Genomic DNA, 16,455 nt, shown 5'->3' on the forward strand with positions numbered 1-16,455 from the left:
TTTTGATTCCCTTTTCCAAAGGGGAAAATCCGGTGATAAGCGTATGCTTCCGATGCAGCTTTCTTTCAGAAAGCTCTCAGGCGAACGCTTCGCTTTTTCAGGTTTTTTCTGTCCTCTCCGTTAAAGTGTAAAAGAAATAGCTCATTTATATAAACACAAATAAAAAAAGGAAGAGGTAGCTATGAAACTGGAACGTTTGTTAGCCATCGTTGTACTGCTTATCAACCGAGGGCGATTACAGGCAAAAGACCTGGCCGATATGTTTGAAGTTTCCATCCGGACGATCTATCGGGATATCGACACATTGGGACAAGCCGGGATTCCGGTCGTGACCTATCAGGGAGCAAGCGGAGGCATCGGTCTGGCGGAAGGGTATCGTCTGGATCGCAATCTGTTAACTGACAAGGATCTTGTTTCCATCGTCACCGCCCTGCGCAGCATATCCACCTCACATACAAATGCTGCACGTGAACTGCTGGTGGAGAAGCTAAGCAGTATCGTTCCGGAAGCCAAGAATGAAGATTTTCAAGCCAACACGCACCGATTCATCGTGGATCATTCAACGTGGACGCACCCTGAAGCGCTGCAACAGAAATTAAAAGTTATTGATCAGGGAATCGATCAGCTTCAATGCATTTATTTTGCCTATTGCAGCGCCGAAGGTGCACAGACCTATCGTACAGTTGAACCCCACACGCTTGTGCTGAAGAGGCACGCGTGGTATCTGTATGCTTTTTGCCATGAACGAAATGAATTCCGCATGTTCAAGCTGGTTCGTATGAAAGACGTCTCTCTTGCTGCAGAGCACTTTGAACGAAAACCCATCAACCTTCAAGACCGCCCGTGGCAGCAGGAATGGAGCCGGCCAGACAACCAGATTGGGATTACCCTGAGATTCCATGCCCGTATCCATCATGTTGCGGAGGAATGGTTCGGTATTGAAAATGTATTGCCTGACGGGAACGGCTATTATATCAGCCAGGTCGCTTTTCCAGAAGATAACTGGCTGTACGGCTTCATCTTGGGCTTTGGGGCGGATGTTGAGGTGCTGGAACCCTTGCATATTCGGGATAATGTGTGCCGTATAGCCGAACAAATTGTTCAAACTTATAAAATCTCCGCTCAAACCTGACAGACAGCTGTCCAGTTCCTCCCCGTATACTTCAAATATGTTCAGGTTGAAGTTGCATATATACCCAAGGAGGACTAAAAGATGAACGTTACTGTATGTCAAAGCTGCGGCATGCCACTCACCATCCCTGCCCAATTCGGAACGGAGGCAGATGGAAGCACAACCCGTGAGTACTGTATCTATTGTTACAAGGATGGGAAGTTTGCACAGCCAGGAATCTCGCTTGGAGGCATGACGGAGATGTGCACCACCATTCTGAAGGAAGAAGGCATGGATGAGGAATCTGCTCGCTCGATGTTACGCAACCAACTGCCCTTTTTGAAACGCTGGCGTAATGAAGTAAATGTAGGGAACGGTCAGGACGGGACAGCGACTGTCGCTAATGCACCTATTCATGCAGGAGCATCGTCATCTGACGTTTCTTCTGCGGTTAACGATGCTCTGCTTGCCGGAGAACCCGTTCGCTATGTCACCCTTCCGGGCAAACGCCTAGCCGGACTGTCCGCACGTACAACCAACGCGATTGAGATGAGCGGTAAAGGCAGCATCGGTGCGTTGTGGGGGCGTTATTTTGCCTCCGAACATATTCCGGCTACTGAAGCTGCACGCTACGGCTGTTACACGGATTACACGGATGGCATTGTCGGTGAATATACCATTTTGATCGGACATGAAGTCGGTGAGAGTGAACTGCTGCCTGAAGGATTCGATGAGGTGCAGCTACCTCCTGCTACTTATGCAGTGTTTACTTCGAGAACCGGACCGATGGTTGAAGTGGTCAGCGAAGTGTGGGAAGCGGTGTGGGCGTGGAGCCATCAGAGTGACCGCACATTTACGGGAGATTTTGAGTATTACGATGAGCGGAGTTTAGACCCGGAGCATACACAGGTGGATGTATATATTGCGGTAAAAGAACGCAGGTAACAGAATTAATTAAATGAGCAAATCTGTAGCTGCCAAGAGATCTTGGCAGTTTTTTTGACATTTTATGAGCAATATACCCCGACCATAGGACCAAGTTAGTTAGCATATATCATACCTAGTCACTTGGACATATGCCTCAGAGGCGAGCACCATTGACTTCCCTAGAATTAGGACCATTCGCATAACAACCGATTCCATCCTCCCACACAAATCCTTTCAAATCAGGTTCTATACTCCTGAATTTCCCTAAAACCGTTTACATCTCCTGAAAACGGGGTAAAATCACTACAATCCAATTGGAATTACGCTTTAAACTCTTCTATTTCGTCTAACAAGTCACATATACCTATATGCGCACCTGGCAGGGTAACCAGTCGAAATACATAATTCACAAATATGCTTCAAAGGAGGAACCAAGATGATCCGCATGCCTATTCAGCAAATGATCCCGTACCATCACCAATATCCGCGCAACACGGCGACCACTGCTCCTAAAAAGGAGAATGAGAACACTCAAGGTCTATCCTTTCATGAAATTTTACAGCAAAAAATGGCGAAGAAAAATGCTTCTCCTTCCCTTAGATAAAATGAAGCTGGACGATTGCCAGTCCGGTTATGAACCGTCTTTCCGCAGCTTGGCGGGAGGACGGTTATTGGCGTTGAATCGCAAACAACTGTACAGTTCTCAGGCATGTTTCTATAATGGTTTAAATATCTACGATTACCATCACATTATACGAACTGTAAAAGGGGATTTAGCACATGATCACCATCGGTTGTTTTCACGCTCACTATTCCAATATCGCCTTAATTGAAGAGACGCTTGCTGCTTATGAAGTTGAATTGGTCCATTACGTCGATCCAGGCCTGGATTGTCTTAAACATGACGCTGACTTTTCCGATGTCGTCATTCAGAAGAAGGTAGCCCAGACGCTCCAATGGATCGCCGAGTGTCATGCCGATGCCATTCTGGTCACGTGTAGCCTGTTTGCGACAGTACTGGAGCAGGAAGCCATACAGGTCCCTGTGCCTGTGATCGGCATAGATGATCCGCTATTGCAGGAGATGCGGCGAGTAAAGGGAGATTACATCATAGCATTCACCAACCCAGCAACCATTGAAGGAACGATGGCACGGGTGAATCAGGCGTTACAGCACGAGGATGAGAATGGGCAGCCACATGTTGCCAAGGCATCTCAGACGGAAGCGGTATGCATCCCTAGGACATTTGAGTTGATTATGCGTGGAGATCGGCAAGGGTATTTCGAAGCGGTACGTGAAGGATTACAGCAGATTGCTGAGCAGTATCCGGGTACAATGGTAGTGGCAGCCCAACTGTCCATGGCTCCCGCAGCCGCACAGGTTACTGCAGACACAGGCATTGCGATTCATAGTCCGCTGGCATTGCTTGCGGCGTATTTGGAGATGAATTTGGGAGTGACTCGACAGTAGTAGGGAATTTGGAGTGAGACATACAATCAATAAAAACATTTAAAAAATCGAATGCTAGGCTCCTTTTGCAAAATAAAAATGCTCTCGAAGAAGAGCATTTCAAATGGTATAATCACTATGTACAGCCAATTTGTGGTGGGAAATAGGCTTACCTCCAGTGGGAGGTGATCCTATGAACTTCTCTTTTAACGACGTAATCGTGTTCGCGATGTTAATTATTGCGCTCCTGACATACATCGATCGAAAAAAGAAGTGACCCGCCACAGGTTGACGGCCTGACGGGTCACTTCATCTGAACTTGCTGCACTCGGAGGAATACCCACCGCAAATGCTGTGCAGGAGTAGCCATTGGCCTGGCTACTCTTATTTGTGTTTACTTACATTCATTTTATTAAACATCTGTCAGACAATCAACCATAATACTGATAAAAAGTATCAGGAAGCTGATCAATACGACGAAGAAGATATGATAGCAGTATGCTCACCTTCAAATGATGTCAGACTTCCCAGCTTGCGCTGTACCCGCGCTTAGGAACGTGTCCGATACTCTTCTGCCTTTTCCTGCATACCCGCTGCTACAGCCTCATTCTCGGACAATCCTTTATCCGCCGCAAAAGCACGAATGTCTTGCGTAATGCGCATGCTACAGAACTTCGGCCCGCACATCGAGCAGAAATGAGCTTCTTTGGCCCCTTCTGCCGGCAGCGTTTCATCATGGTAGGACAGTGCCCGTTCCGGGTCGAGTGACAGGTTAAACTGATCCCGCCAGCGGAACTCGAAGCGTGCCTTGGACAGCGCATCATCCCGGCGCTGGGCGCGTGGATGGCCTTTCGCCAGATCCGCGGCATGGGCTGCGATCTTGTAGGCAATAACCCCTTCGCGTACATCATCCTTGTTGGGAAGCCCCAAATGTTCTTTTGGCGTAACGTAACAGAGCATGGACGTACCGAACCAGCCGATCATGGCCGCACCAATAGCGGACGTAATATGATCGTATCCCGGGGCAATGTCGGTCGTCAGTGGCCCCAGTGTGTAGAATGGTGCCTCTTGGCATATCTCCATCTGAAGATCCACATTCTCCTTGATCTTATGCATCGGTACATGACCCGGGCCTTCAATCATCACCTGCACATCATGCTTCCACGCGATCTGCGTTAATTCCCCAAGTGTAGCAAGCTCCGCCATCTGAGCTTCGTCATTGGCATCGTAGATGCTTCCTGGGCGCAGTCCATCCCCGAGAGAGAACGCCACATCATACCTTTTCATAATTTCGCAGATTTCTTCAAAATGGGTGTACAAAAAATTCTCCTGATGATGCGCCAGGCACCATGCTGCCATAATGGACCCGCCCCGGGACACAATGCCTGTCATCCGCTTGGCGGTCATCGGAATGTAACGCAGCAGCACCCCTGCATGAATCGTAAAGTAATCCACGCCCTGCTCTGCCTGCTCAATGAGCGTGTCACGGTACAACTCCCAGGTCAGCGCCTCAGCCTCTCCATTCACCTTCTCCAGCGCCTGATACAGCGGCACCGTACCAATCGGCACTGGGGAGTTACGAATGATCCATTCCCGGGTGGTATGAATGTTTTTGCCTGTGGACAGATCCATCATCGTATCTGATCCCCATCGTACCGCCCAGGTCATCTTCTCGACTTCTTCCTCGATGGAGGAAGATACAGCGGAATTGCCGATATTGGCATTGATCTTCACGTGAAAATGACGACCAATCAACATCGGCTCACTCTCCGGGTGGTTGATGTTGGAGGGAAGAATAGCCCGTCCACTCGCCAACTCCTGCCGCACGAATTCAGGTTCCACGCCTTCACGGATAGCGGCATACTCCATCTCTGGTGTAATCATGCCCTGCCGTGCATAATGCATCTGCGTGACACAACGCCCAGCCTGAGCACGCAGTGGTTGTCCCCGAAATCCAGGGTATTCCTCTGCCCCGGCTCTCCGCCCTCCAGGCTTTAATCCGTTATCCTCGGGTTGAACGGCTCTGCCCTCATATGCTTCAACATCACCGCGTTCCATAATCCAATGATTTCGGAGCGCAGGTAATCCCTTCCGAATATCCATCTGGAATTCGGGATCGGTCATGGGGCCGCTCGTATCGTAGACACGCAGCGGTTCGTTATGCTCCACCCCTTGGGGAGTATTCGTGTCATGAAGGGCTATCTCACGCTCCGGTACAGCTATGTCCGGCCGTGAGCCCTGAATGTAGACTTTGCGGCTGCCCGGAAAGGGCTGAACCCGTCCGGCCGCTCCTGTTTCCTTTTCCACCTGCTGACCGTTATGTTCCTGTTCCATCGCTTGCTGTCCCGTTTGATTTCCTGTACTCATGTTCGCTCGTCTCCTCCTTAGTGTTCGTTCGCTGGTTTGGTTGGTAGCATCATTGGCTTGCTTACGTACCTATCCCAAATCATGCAGAGCGCAGAGAAGAAAGAGCGATCCTACAGCAGACCAGCGGAGACATTTTCATGTACAGTTCACAACAGACCCGAAGTTAGCACATATCATGGATCTACGCCAAGTACTCTCTTCATCCAAGCCCACTTTCGCAGGTTATTGAAAAAGCAGTCCATGGAGTCTGTGATATATCGCCCGTTCACTGTAATAAAAAAAGCCGGTCCCCGAAGGAACCGACTTGAATGTCCATCACCAATAATGCTCCTGTGTGCAGCTCCTTATCGGAGACCTTCAAGAGTCACATGTGGTGGTTGTGGTCATATCGCCGATTACTTCCCTACGCTGGTATGATCCAGATCAGGTGCAAAGGGTCCGGAATCTCATGCGATTCCGTCTCAGTCCGGACAATTCGGACTCCCCCAGTAACGTTAACAAGTTGCGGCTTACATAAGCCGCCATTCATATTCAATGAAGCTGGCCCCACTGGGCCGTCCATTACAGAGTAGCGCAACCGGAACATAAAAACAACCTTTATATTCCAGATCACCAGCTCAATTGGAGAAAAACCTTACCTCAACATCAGGATAACATAAGCCCCATCTGCGTAGCAGCATCCTTCAACACAGGTGCGTATTCATGCAATGTCTCCTGTGAGAGTCGACTAACAGGCCCTGAGACCGAGAGGGCAGCTGCAATATTGCCTCGGCGATCCATAATCGGTACAGATACCGCAGCAGCTCCCGGCTCACGCTCCTCATAACTCGTCGCATATCCGTTATCCCGGATATCTCCCATTTGCGCCAAATACACCGCCGGATCAATAAACACCGGCCACTCCGGCCCGTTCATCAGTTCCTCACGATCCTCGTCCGTGGCAAACGCCATCAAGACTTTGCTGGATGCGCCAACAGACAGCGGGAGTCTAACACCGACGGGAGCGACCCGGCGAATCGCCTGATCACTTTGCACAGCCTGAATCCGAATCCGCTCACTGCCATCACGCAGGTACAGACTCACGGTCTCCCCCAATCGATCTCTCAGTCGCTCCATCGCAGGCAGCAGCAGAATAGCGGGATCATCACTGCGGGACATATGAGCCGACAGCTCCCAGATTCGGATGCCTAGTCGGTACTTCTCTGTTGCTGCATCGCGGATTACGAACCCACGATCCTCCAGCGTAGCCATCAAACGGTGTACTGTACTTTTGTGCAAGCCGATCTGGCTGGCAATCTCGGTGAGTCCCAGATCACTGCGTGTGGTAAAACATAATAATATATCCAGCGCCCGTTCCACAGCCCGGACGGTTAACTTGCGATCTTCCATGGCATAATGCCCTCCTCATGTTTCATCACATGAAACTTGGTTACATAAATTATATGAGAAACGGTCTCATCTGTAAACCAAAAAGAGTCAAAATTGAAATAGGCCAGCGTGTAAAATTTTCCTTTTTATAAGACTTAATCCCCTGTAATTTACACACTAAGGTAATGTTACCCATATATCTTAAGAACTATATAACAATTGCGTAACAAATGCCCTCAATCAATTGACTTTGACTATATTGGAACATACGATAAAGATATATTACATTAAGATATCGCTCTGAAGCAGGCTCTGAAATAAACGAAATTCTCTTTTCATGTCGTTGTTATCTTCAACTGAACTTCAAAGGAGGGGCATTCATGTATCCAACATCCCAGAGCGAAGCCCCGCTGCAAACAAAAGTGTCCGATCTGCCCTCTTCCCTATCACCGAGGCTGATTCGGTTCAAACATATTATCGTAGCGCTGCTGCTCTCCGTTGTATTTTTTCTATTGTTTTGTTTTATTGCACTGCATGGTTACATCGCATGGGTATTATCCAACCCGACTGTAGCGCCTGTCTTCTCCAATCCGATGCAGGCCAAGAACATGAAGTACGAAGACATCACGTTCCCGGCAGCAGATGGCAGCCGGACAATGCAAGGATGGTATATCCCTGCTGACAATGCCGCAAGCAAAACGATTATTTTCAGTCACGGCTATGGTGCCAATCGTGAAGAAACATGGGTACCCATGTATGACCTGGCACACTATGCCCATCAACTTGGGTTCAACGTCGTCATGTTCGATTATGGCTTCGCCTCACAGGTGAACAAAGCTGTAGCCACAGGTGGCAAGGCTGAGTCACAGCAATTGCTGGGTGCGATCCAGTTCGCCAAGCAGCGCGGTGCGCAGGAACTGGTAGTCTGGGGTTTCTCCATGGGTGCCGGTACGGCGCTTCAAACCGGACTGATTACACAGGAAGTGGATGCGATGATTCTGGACAGTACGTTCCTGCTTGAGCCGGATACGCTGTACCACAACATCCATAACCAGATCGATCTCCCGCGTCAGCCTACACTGGAGATCATGAAGCTGTTGTTCCCTGTTCTGAATGGTACCGGATTGCAGCAGATTCCATACCAGGAAGTGAAAAAGGAAGATTATCCGTTCCCGATTTTCTTCATTCATGGTACGGAAGATGAGAAGGCGCCTTATCCGATTGCAGAACAGCTCGCCGCCAACCAGACCAATCCATACTCGGATGTATGGATCGTCCAGGATGCACACCATGAGTTGATCTTCCGGGAGCATCCAAAGGAATATCTTCGCCGTGTCTCGACTTTCCTGAGTCATGTAACGAAAACAAGCAGTGACGATGTTCAAAACACGAATAGTGGAGAATAACCAAACTTCAATCATCGAATTTCCCGTTGATTCTTGAGCCCCTCAGGGGCTCTTTTTTTTGCACTCATAGGACAACAGCCCGGCGGAATATACTTTTGGGACGCATGAAGCAACGGTCTACATATGCGATGAAATTCAACTGAAGGAGGTCCATTATATATGAACTGGGATGGATATGGTCACCTGCTGCCTCTGCGGACCTTGGAAGAAATCCGTTTCTGGAAAGAGCAGGAGAAAGAACATACACTCGTCATTCGTGCACTGGTGCCCGATCTGGAGCCCCCATACGTCAAGCTGTTGGAGGAATGGGAGGCTACCTTTGCGAACACTGAGCGAGTAGCGAATCAGCTGTTAAAACAATTATTGCCCGCAACCCATCCACCTGCTCCCTACATCGTTCGTTGTATCGATCAACTTGTGTCGGCTGCTCGGCAGCAATCGAGAGAGTTCATCAAACAGCTGTATGTTCTTCTGGAGCAAAGTGCTGCGGTGCAAGCTGTTCCGCTTGCCAAAGTACTTATTTTGCATTTTATCCGCGAATCAGAGTATTTTCTGGGCGTATTGGATACACTTGGCCAACCTGGCATCTTGCGAGAAACGGATTCAGAGCCTTCACTTTTTCTGGAAAATGCACTGCATACGTCAGGGTCAGCAAGCATCCATCGCCAAGCTTCAGAAGCGCCAACTTCTCCAGAGGGGAATGTAAATGCACCTGCCACTTCAGCGCAGATCCAATCCGCAACTGTTCAATCGCCTTCTACCGGAACAACACAAGCCGTGCCCAGCTCTACAGCACCTCCAGTAAAAGAAAAGCCGGTTCCCATTGGAGGACATACCCTGCCGCCCCTCCCCTATGCGTATAATGCACTGGAGCCACATATTGATGAGCTAACGATGCGTATCCATCACGATAAACACCATCAATCTTATGTGGACGGACTAAATGTAGCAGAGAAGAAGCTGGCGGAATCGCGAAAAAAGAATAACTTTGAACTCATCAAGCATTGGGAACGTGAACTTGCCTTCAACGGGGCAGGCCACTACCTGCATACGATCTTCTGGACCATTATGAATCCTGCTGGCGGCGGTAAACCTTCCGGCATGCTTGCTGAGCAGATCAAACGGGATTTCGGAAGTTATGAAGCATTCAAGAATCAATTTACGGAAGCGGCGAACAAAGTGGAGGGCAGTGGCTGGGCGATGCTTGTCTGGAGCCCAAGAGCACATCGTTTGGAGATTTTGCAGGCGGAAAAACACCAGAACCTGTCCCAGTCCGATATCGTTCCACTCCTGCCGCTGGATGTGTGGGAACATGCCTATTACCTGAAACACCAGAATGAACGCAAAAAGTATATCGAGGATTGGTGGAATGTCGTCTACTGGCCGGCTGTTGCCGAACGTTACGAAACAGCACGCAAGTTGTTGTGGCCGCCTTATTAAGGCTTGAGCTTAGTTAGATGGAATGAAAAGAGATATCTCCAGCCGAATGACTGCAAGATATCTCTTTTTGGTGTAAACAAAAAAGCAAGCCCCATGTAATAGAGACTTGCTTATATTTTGAGAGACTTTCTATTTCAAAATGCTTATGCTCACTTAAGAAGCACAGCCCTCGCACGCTACATAGTTGTCGCCAACCTGTTTGCTAATAGCGATCAGGTCGCCCAGCTCGATATCTGCCTCATCGGTAAACTCCAGATCGGCGATACGAGCAACGATCAGTGCAGCAGCCTCTTCCTTGCTTGTTGCCATTTGGCTGAACTCAGACTTTTCGCCTGTAGATACAACCTCATATAAGTACGTATATCTCAACGTCTCCATCCTAACACTCTCCTTCCGAAATCACATCATATCATCTCTATTACCCAATTCCAAGTCCGATTATCAAGAACTCAGTCATAGCGCAGCTTCATCTGCTCAGCTGTCAGACGCACTTCTTCAAAGCCAACGCTAAGCACTTTGCTGGCTTCCGCCTGTGGATAGCGATCACGCAGAGTTCGTACCAATGAGGCGGTATAGGCTGCGGCAGAAGGGACACTAGCCAACTCCTTCAGACTGGCCATCGTGCCCGGCTGAACATCAGGATATCCTTCACTGGCTCCGCCTGATGCATGTTGATAGAATTGACGCACGTCTGCTGCCAGTTGATCTCCCTGACCTTCCACGATAATAAATGCGGTAATAATATACGCCTTGGCCTGTCTGCGCTGGGCAATACCACAGAATTTCAGCCCACCTACACTGACATCATAATCCCCCGGGCAAAAAGCACCCTGAACCTCACCCGTTTGCGCCTGATTAGACCATGGCGTTAGCGACTCGGCTATAATCGAAGCCATCTCCCGAAAATCATCATGGATATTGATCGCATGTCCGGGATTAGGCAGAATCAGCGACACATTAACTACCCCTGGATTCAGAGGTACGGCCGCTCCTCCTGAAGGTCGAACACAGACCGCTGTCCCTTGGCTTCTTATCCGTTCCATCGCTTCTACAGCCTGTGGCAACCTGCGGTCACGCAGACCGGCTACAAAGGCATCTGGATGTCGCCATATGTGTGCAACTGGCAGATGCCCTGCCCCAACCCGTCTGCACATGACTTCTTCCCATGCAAAAGCTTCGAGTACACTACTGCCTTGTCGCTTGAGTGGTGTCTCCCAGATTTGCAGACGCAATCTAGCATGTATATCCGCTTGTCGTCCCTGTTCCGGCTGAATCGGGTATTCTGAATGGGAAGGTGCACTCATCGTTTCATTACCTCCGGCTTAACGAATTCGTATGTATTCAGTATATAGGAAGGTCAACGCCATATATAAATAAGCCGGTTCCCCTGGGAACACGGCTTATTTATATCCTATCCTGCGGCTTCAGAAGCTCCCGCTTCCAAAACCACAAGGACCTACTGATTCGGCTTGTCCATGAAGTGGACGTACCGAATTTTAATCTTTTACCAAAGACAGAAACTCTGCACGTTGTGCCGGATTCTCACGGAAAGAACCACGTACAGCAGACGTTACCGTCTTGCTTCCCGGTTTCTTCACGCCGCGGGAACACATGCACAAGTGCTCGCCTTCCACCACGACCATCACGCCATGAGGCTCGACAGCTTCTGTCAGAATGTCAGCGATCTGTGAAGTAATACGTTCCTGAACTTGCAGGCGACGTGTTACCGCTTCAACCAAACGAGCCATTTTGCTCAAACCAACAATCTTGCCGCTTGGAACATACCCAATGTGCACCTTGCCGAAAAACGGCGCCATATGGTGCTCACACTGGCTGTAGTAGACGATATCCTTGACGATAACCAGTTCTTCATGATTCTCGTCAAACGTGACACCGAGCACATCGCGCGGATCCACTTCATATCCACCAAAAATTTCTTCATACATACGGGTCACTCGTGCAGGCGTTTCAAGCAGCCCTTCACGTGTACTATCTTCTCCGATCAATTTCAGGATCTGCTCTACATGATACTCGATCTTTTCCCGATTGTCGGATACTTTTGAATTCACATAATCTTTAACGCCAGCCACTGCCGAACGCCTCCTTTCGAACACACACTGTAAGCAGCCATTCCCTGCTATTATTTTCGGCGGCCCGAACTTTTACGCGCAGGATGCTGTTGCGGCTGAGGCATTTTCGCTCCTGGCTGCTGATTCTTCATCATCTGCTGGGCACGCTGCATTTGCTTGCCATTCAGGTTGTAGCCCATTTGCTTCGCCATTTTCTGAAGCATGTCCGGATTGCTTTGCATTTTCTCGAGTTGTTTACGCAAGTAGAACACCCCGATGAAAAATCCCCCGACCAGACCAACAATCAATGTGATAATCGGTATAACAATATCCATCTCTTAGACACCTCTGTATGCATTCTAAAAAGCCTGATAATCCGTGTCAATTCATGATGTTAATTGCACATGTTGCAAACCTGACACAGACCGGATTTCCTGAAAGTATCATAGCATTTCCGCACGCCTTGAGCAAACGGATTTTCCAGTTGAATCCCACACAAGCTACGTCATGACAGCTTCAATGAAAACGGTAGTATGCTGAGCCAGATCAATTTCAACCACATCCAGAGAATAACGCGTACTTCCGCGCGCCACCCGGATTACAGGTCTGCCGGGCAATCCCCGATGTTGGCGCACAATGACGCCAGTCTCTTTAGTAGACAGTCGTACCGCAGTACCATTGGGATACACGGATACACTCTTGTTGAACTCGATCAGAATGTCCCGATCCAGCTTTGTACCGGACAACGCCATCATCTCTTCACATGCCTCATGTGGCAACAGACTGTCCTTCAATAACCCATTAATAAGATTATCATAGATATTAGCCACACTGACGATTCTCGCAAACAGATGGATGTCATTCCCTTTAATACCTCTTGGCATACCTGTACCATCAACATGCTCATGATGTTGCAGGGCTGTATGGGCGACCAACAGACTGAACTCCCGCTTGTTCTTAATCACTTCGAATCCCCGCCATGTGTGGTGCAGCGAAGAATTTGCAACCGAGCCACTGCCAGGAGGTTCCCCCACTTTGCCAATATCATGCAATAATGCCCCCACAGCAAGGTCCTTCAGTTGATTATAATTGAGTCCCATATTCAGTCCGATGACCGAAGATAACAAACATACATTCATCGCATGAACATACTGTGCATTGTCTTTGGTACGAATATCAGTGAGTTGCACGAGCAGTTCACGCCCGTTCAGTACATCGTTCAGCAACTTCTCTATACTGAGGGCGACCTTCTTAGGACTCCAATCTTTCCCGGAGCGAATGGATTCGAGTGTGACACTCATTTCGTTAATTATTGCCCGTTTCGTGGTTTCATCCAGAATGTCCTCTGGTTCCACATCTTTATACGCTTCATCCTGGATGTATAACATGGTCACGCCAATACGCTTCAGCGTATTGACCATATATACGGTGAGCTGGACTCCGGCGGACAGCAGTACCGTACCATTACTGGAATATACCGTCTTGCCCAGAAGCTCCCCCGCTTCCACGCTCTCCACGTTTACATACTTCATGAACGTCCCCCGCTCTTACGTTACGATCGCTGCTCCAATGCGAGCAATTGCTCCTTGGTTTGCAGACCGCCTACATAACCCACCAGGGTGCCGTCTTTACCGCTGATGCGGTGACAGGGAATAATAATCGGAATCGGATTCTTGCTAATGGCGTCCAGAACTGCACGAACAGCCTTGGGTCTGCCGATCTTTTCCGCAACCTGTTGGTGTGATGAGGCCTCTCCATAAGATATATCGGACAGAACTTGCCATACTTGTAGCTGGAATGGTGTTCCAAGCTGATCAAGCTGCAAGTCGAACGTTTTTCTCTCCCCTGCAAAATACTGCTGTATCTGCTGTGAAGCTTCGCTGAGCTTCTCTTCATTCTTCTCATATCGATACTCGCCAATCCATGTACGGGCCCATTGTTGCAGATGAGCCTCACGTACGTGAAAGGCGCCAAAATCAATGTGACACAGTCCTTCATCCGTCGCGCATAACGTAAGTGTACCAATCGGTGTCAGTACCTCATCGTAGTATACGGGTTTGCCATGAAGACCCGTAACTGCAGAAGGCCTCCACGCTGCGGCTTCCGGTTTGGCAGGCTGTGCAGGCTGCTCACTACCCGGTTCATTCCCCAGTTCATTCCCCGCTTCCATTTTCAAATCCTGTTGTAACGCCTGTAATGCATTGCGCTCTTTCTGTTGCTCTAGCTGCTTCTCACTCACTTGTCCAGCCTCTGGCTGTTTGGGTAAGGTCTCGGACGAACTCAGTCGCTCCTCGGCCTTCTGCAGCATGCTTAGTACGTTCCCATCTTGTTCGTTAGCGGCAGCTTCCCCAATTGCTCTCATGGCGTCTTCTCCTCCAATTCTGCTTAACGCCCAGGCTGCGGTTCCCCGCAACTCGGGGCGCGGATCACGTTTTAATACTTCTGTAAGTTTGGGTATAGCACTTTTATCTTTGAAATTGCCCAGGGCAATAACGGCATTACGTTGAATTGGCTTCTTGCCCCGCCAAGCGGCAGAACTCTGACCGAAACGTTCCTTGAATTCCCGATTACCGATATCCAGTAACGGCAGCAGGAGTGGCTTCACAATCTCCGGATCGGGGTGAAACTCGGGATGGTGATCCCAGTTCTTGCCCCGGTTCTTCGGACAGACAATCTGACATGTGTCACAACCGTACAGACGGTTGCCTATTTTCAGCATAAATTCTTCATCCACGAACCCTTTCGTCTGGGTTACAAAAGAAATACAACGCTGTGAATTCAACTGCCCCGGCCCAACCAATGCGCCTGTCGGACAAGCATCGATACATTTCGTACATTCACCACAGTCTTCGGTCACAGGAGTGTCCGGTTGAAAAGGAATATTCGTTACCAGTTCCCCAAGAAAAATCCATGAACCGAATTTGGGTGATATAATGGCACAGTTCTTGGCGCTAAAACCAATCCCCGCACGCTGGGAGACCGCACGATCCACCAGTGCTCCTGTGTCTACCATGCTTTCGATCATGGCTTCAGGTACACGTTCACGTATAAAGTTTACCAACTTGTCCATCGCTGTACGCAACACCTGATGATAGTCCTGACCCCAAGCTGAACGGGCAAAAATGCCGCGATACGCACCAGGCTCCGATTTCGGTGGATTCACCATCTTGGACTGATACGCTACTGCTATCGCAATAAGAGACGCCGGTTCGCCCTCCTTCAAGGAAGGGTGTACCCTTTTTTCAATATCTGGTTCTTCAAAACCTGAAGCATACCCCTTATCCCGCGACTGCTCCAATAGCGACTTCAGGGAAACAAAGGGATCCGCCGAAGCAAATCCGATATCATCAATGCCCAGTCCGGGGCCAGCTGCCTTGATCTCCTGTTTTAACTTCTCCCATACGGAGGCTTCCTGTGCTGCCCCGGTCTGTACGCTCTTCATTTCTCTTCCCTCTCTTCTTCCGACACGTATTCCGTAAATAGTGAACGCCCGCCTCACGGTAAGAGGACAGGCGTTAATTTCTATATATGCCTTGCTTACTTGCATTCAAAACGGATCGAGTCTATATGGTTTAACGCAAAATGCAGTCTGAAGTTGTTGTCCTGTCAGCATTTTACAATTTCTTCAATTCAGAAAACGGCCAGAAAATAAATTCAGCCTTGCCCACAATCTGGTCGGATGTAATACTGCCAAACACTCGGCTATCCTTACTTTTGCCTTCATGACGATTATCTCCCATCACGAAGAAATGATCCGGCTCCAGTGTGATTGGGCCAAAATCCGGGTCTTGCACCTCAATATCGGTGTACGTTTCCGCTTGCTGCTCGCCGTTCACATACAGATGGTGGTCCCTGACTTCAATGGTATCTCCCGGAAGTCCTACGATCCGTTTTACCAGAAAATCCTTCTTCTCCACACCTTCACTTGGATCACGAAGTACAATCACATCGGATCGGGAAGGTGTATCTAGATGATATACAATTTTGTTCACGAAAAGACGATCTCGCTCAACCAATGTCGGCTGCATGGACTGTCCCTTGACCATCGACAGATTAAACACAAACAGGTTAAGCAGCATCATGATGACAAAAGCAACAACAATCGTTTTGACCCAGTCCCACAGCTCGACCACCCAGGATTTCTCCGGTTGTTCAGGCTTTGGCGGTTGATTACGTTCCTCGGAAGCCATATGTTCCATTGAATGATGATTGGAATTCAAAGGGACACCTCATTTATTAATTAGTTGAATTAAGCTTGCACAATGATGATCATACTCCCCTTCAGTCTACTTCATTTGGAAGAGTGAAACAATTGGTT

15 protein-coding genes and 1 riboswitch are annotated in these 16,455 nt (G+C 48.9%); of the genes, 6 read left to right on the forward strand and 9 right to left on the reverse strand.

Going from position 1 to position 16,455, the window contains the following annotated elements:
* Positions 1–181: 181 nt before the first annotated feature.
* From MKY73_RS26305 to MKY73_RS26320, 4 genes are all read left to right on the forward strand, one after another.
* Entirely contained in the window at positions 182–1,132 is a 951-nt protein-coding gene (locus tag MKY73_RS26305) for a YafY family protein (protein ID WP_339304249.1), read from the forward strand.
* A gap of 81 nt (positions 1,133–1,213) precedes the next feature.
* Complete coding sequence (locus MKY73_RS26310) at positions 1,214–2,056, forward strand: zinc ribbon domain-containing protein (protein ID WP_339304251.1); 843 nt, start codon at positions 1,214–1,216, stop codon at positions 2,054–2,056.
* Positions 2,057–2,474: 418 nt separating this feature from the next.
* Complete coding sequence (locus MKY73_RS26315; RefSeq protein WP_017690769.1) at positions 2,475–2,642, forward strand: hypothetical protein; 168 nt, start codon at positions 2,475–2,477, stop codon at positions 2,640–2,642.
* Between the two features lie 176 nt (positions 2,643–2,818).
* Positions 2,819–3,508 (forward strand): hypothetical protein, encoded by a 690-nt coding sequence (locus MKY73_RS26320; protein WP_339304253.1) that lies wholly within the window; start codon positions 2,819–2,821, stop codon positions 3,506–3,508.
* Between the two features lie 528 nt (positions 3,509–4,036).
* Here the strand turns inward: MKY73_RS26320 and thiC are convergent.
* Both thiC and MKY73_RS26330 read right to left on the reverse strand, forming a co-directional pair.
* Positions 4,037–5,821 (reverse strand): phosphomethylpyrimidine synthase ThiC, encoded by a 1,785-nt coding sequence (gene thiC, locus MKY73_RS26325; protein ID WP_339308763.1) that lies wholly within the window; start codon positions 5,819–5,821, stop codon positions 4,037–4,039.
* 416 nt (positions 5,822–6,237) lie between these two features.
* Positions 6,238–6,351: riboswitch (TPP riboswitch) on the reverse strand.
* 148 nt (positions 6,352–6,499) lie between these two features.
* On the reverse strand, positions 6,500–7,243 hold the full coding sequence (locus tag MKY73_RS26330) for an IclR family transcriptional regulator (protein WP_017690772.1): 744 nt from the start codon (positions 7,241–7,243) through the stop codon (positions 6,500–6,502).
* Positions 7,244–7,602: 359 nt separating this feature from the next.
* Between MKY73_RS26330 and MKY73_RS26335 the strand changes: the two genes are divergently transcribed.
* Both MKY73_RS26335 and MKY73_RS26340 read left to right on the forward strand, forming a co-directional pair.
* A complete protein-coding gene (locus MKY73_RS26335) occupies positions 7,603–8,628 on the forward strand; it encodes an alpha/beta fold hydrolase (protein ID WP_339258701.1) in 1,026 nt (341 codons plus the stop codon).
* Positions 8,629–8,787: 159 nt separating this feature from the next.
* Entirely contained in the window at positions 8,788–10,068 is a 1,281-nt protein-coding gene (locus MKY73_RS26340; protein ID WP_339304255.1) for a Fe-Mn family superoxide dismutase, read from the forward strand.
* A 153-nt stretch (positions 10,069–10,221) separates the two neighbouring features.
* Here the strand turns inward: MKY73_RS26340 and MKY73_RS26345 are convergent, their stop codons facing one another.
* From MKY73_RS26345 to lepB, 7 genes are all read right to left on the reverse strand, one after another.
* Positions 10,222–10,446, reverse strand: a complete 225-nt coding sequence (locus MKY73_RS26345) for a hypothetical protein (protein WP_339304257.1) — start codon at positions 10,444–10,446, stop codon at positions 10,222–10,224.
* Between the two features lie 71 nt (positions 10,447–10,517).
* The gene (locus MKY73_RS26350; RefSeq protein WP_339304259.1) at positions 10,518–11,372 is read right to left on the reverse strand and encodes a lipoate--protein ligase family protein; all 855 of its coding nucleotides are present in this window, start codon (positions 11,370–11,372) and stop codon (positions 10,518–10,520) included.
* Between the two features lie 192 nt (positions 11,373–11,564).
* Positions 11,565–12,158, reverse strand: coding sequence for a GTP cyclohydrolase I FolE (gene folE, locus MKY73_RS26355; protein ID WP_339239415.1), 594 nt, complete (start codon positions 12,156–12,158; stop codon positions 11,565–11,567).
* Positions 12,159–12,208: 50 nt separating this feature from the next.
* Entirely contained in the window at positions 12,209–12,472 is a 264-nt protein-coding gene (locus tag MKY73_RS26360; RefSeq protein WP_017690778.1) for a YneF family protein, read from the reverse strand.
* A 165-nt stretch (positions 12,473–12,637) separates the two neighbouring features.
* Positions 12,638–13,669, reverse strand: coding sequence for an HD domain-containing phosphohydrolase (locus MKY73_RS26365; protein ID WP_339304261.1), 1,032 nt, complete (start codon positions 13,667–13,669; stop codon positions 12,638–12,640).
* 20 nt (positions 13,670–13,689) lie between these two features.
* A complete protein-coding gene (gene queG / locus MKY73_RS26370; protein WP_339304263.1) occupies positions 13,690–15,579 on the reverse strand; it encodes a tRNA epoxyqueuosine(34) reductase QueG in 1,890 nt (629 codons plus the stop codon).
* A gap of 172 nt (positions 15,580–15,751) precedes the next feature.
* Entirely contained in the window at positions 15,752–16,357 is a 606-nt protein-coding gene (gene lepB, locus MKY73_RS26375) for a signal peptidase I (RefSeq protein WP_339304266.1), read from the reverse strand.
* Between the last annotated feature and the right edge of the window lie 98 nt (positions 16,358–16,455).

The organism is Paenibacillus sp. FSL R5-0519 (assembly GCF_037974275.1).
Lineage (GTDB): Bacteria > Bacillota > Bacilli > Paenibacillales > Paenibacillaceae > Paenibacillus.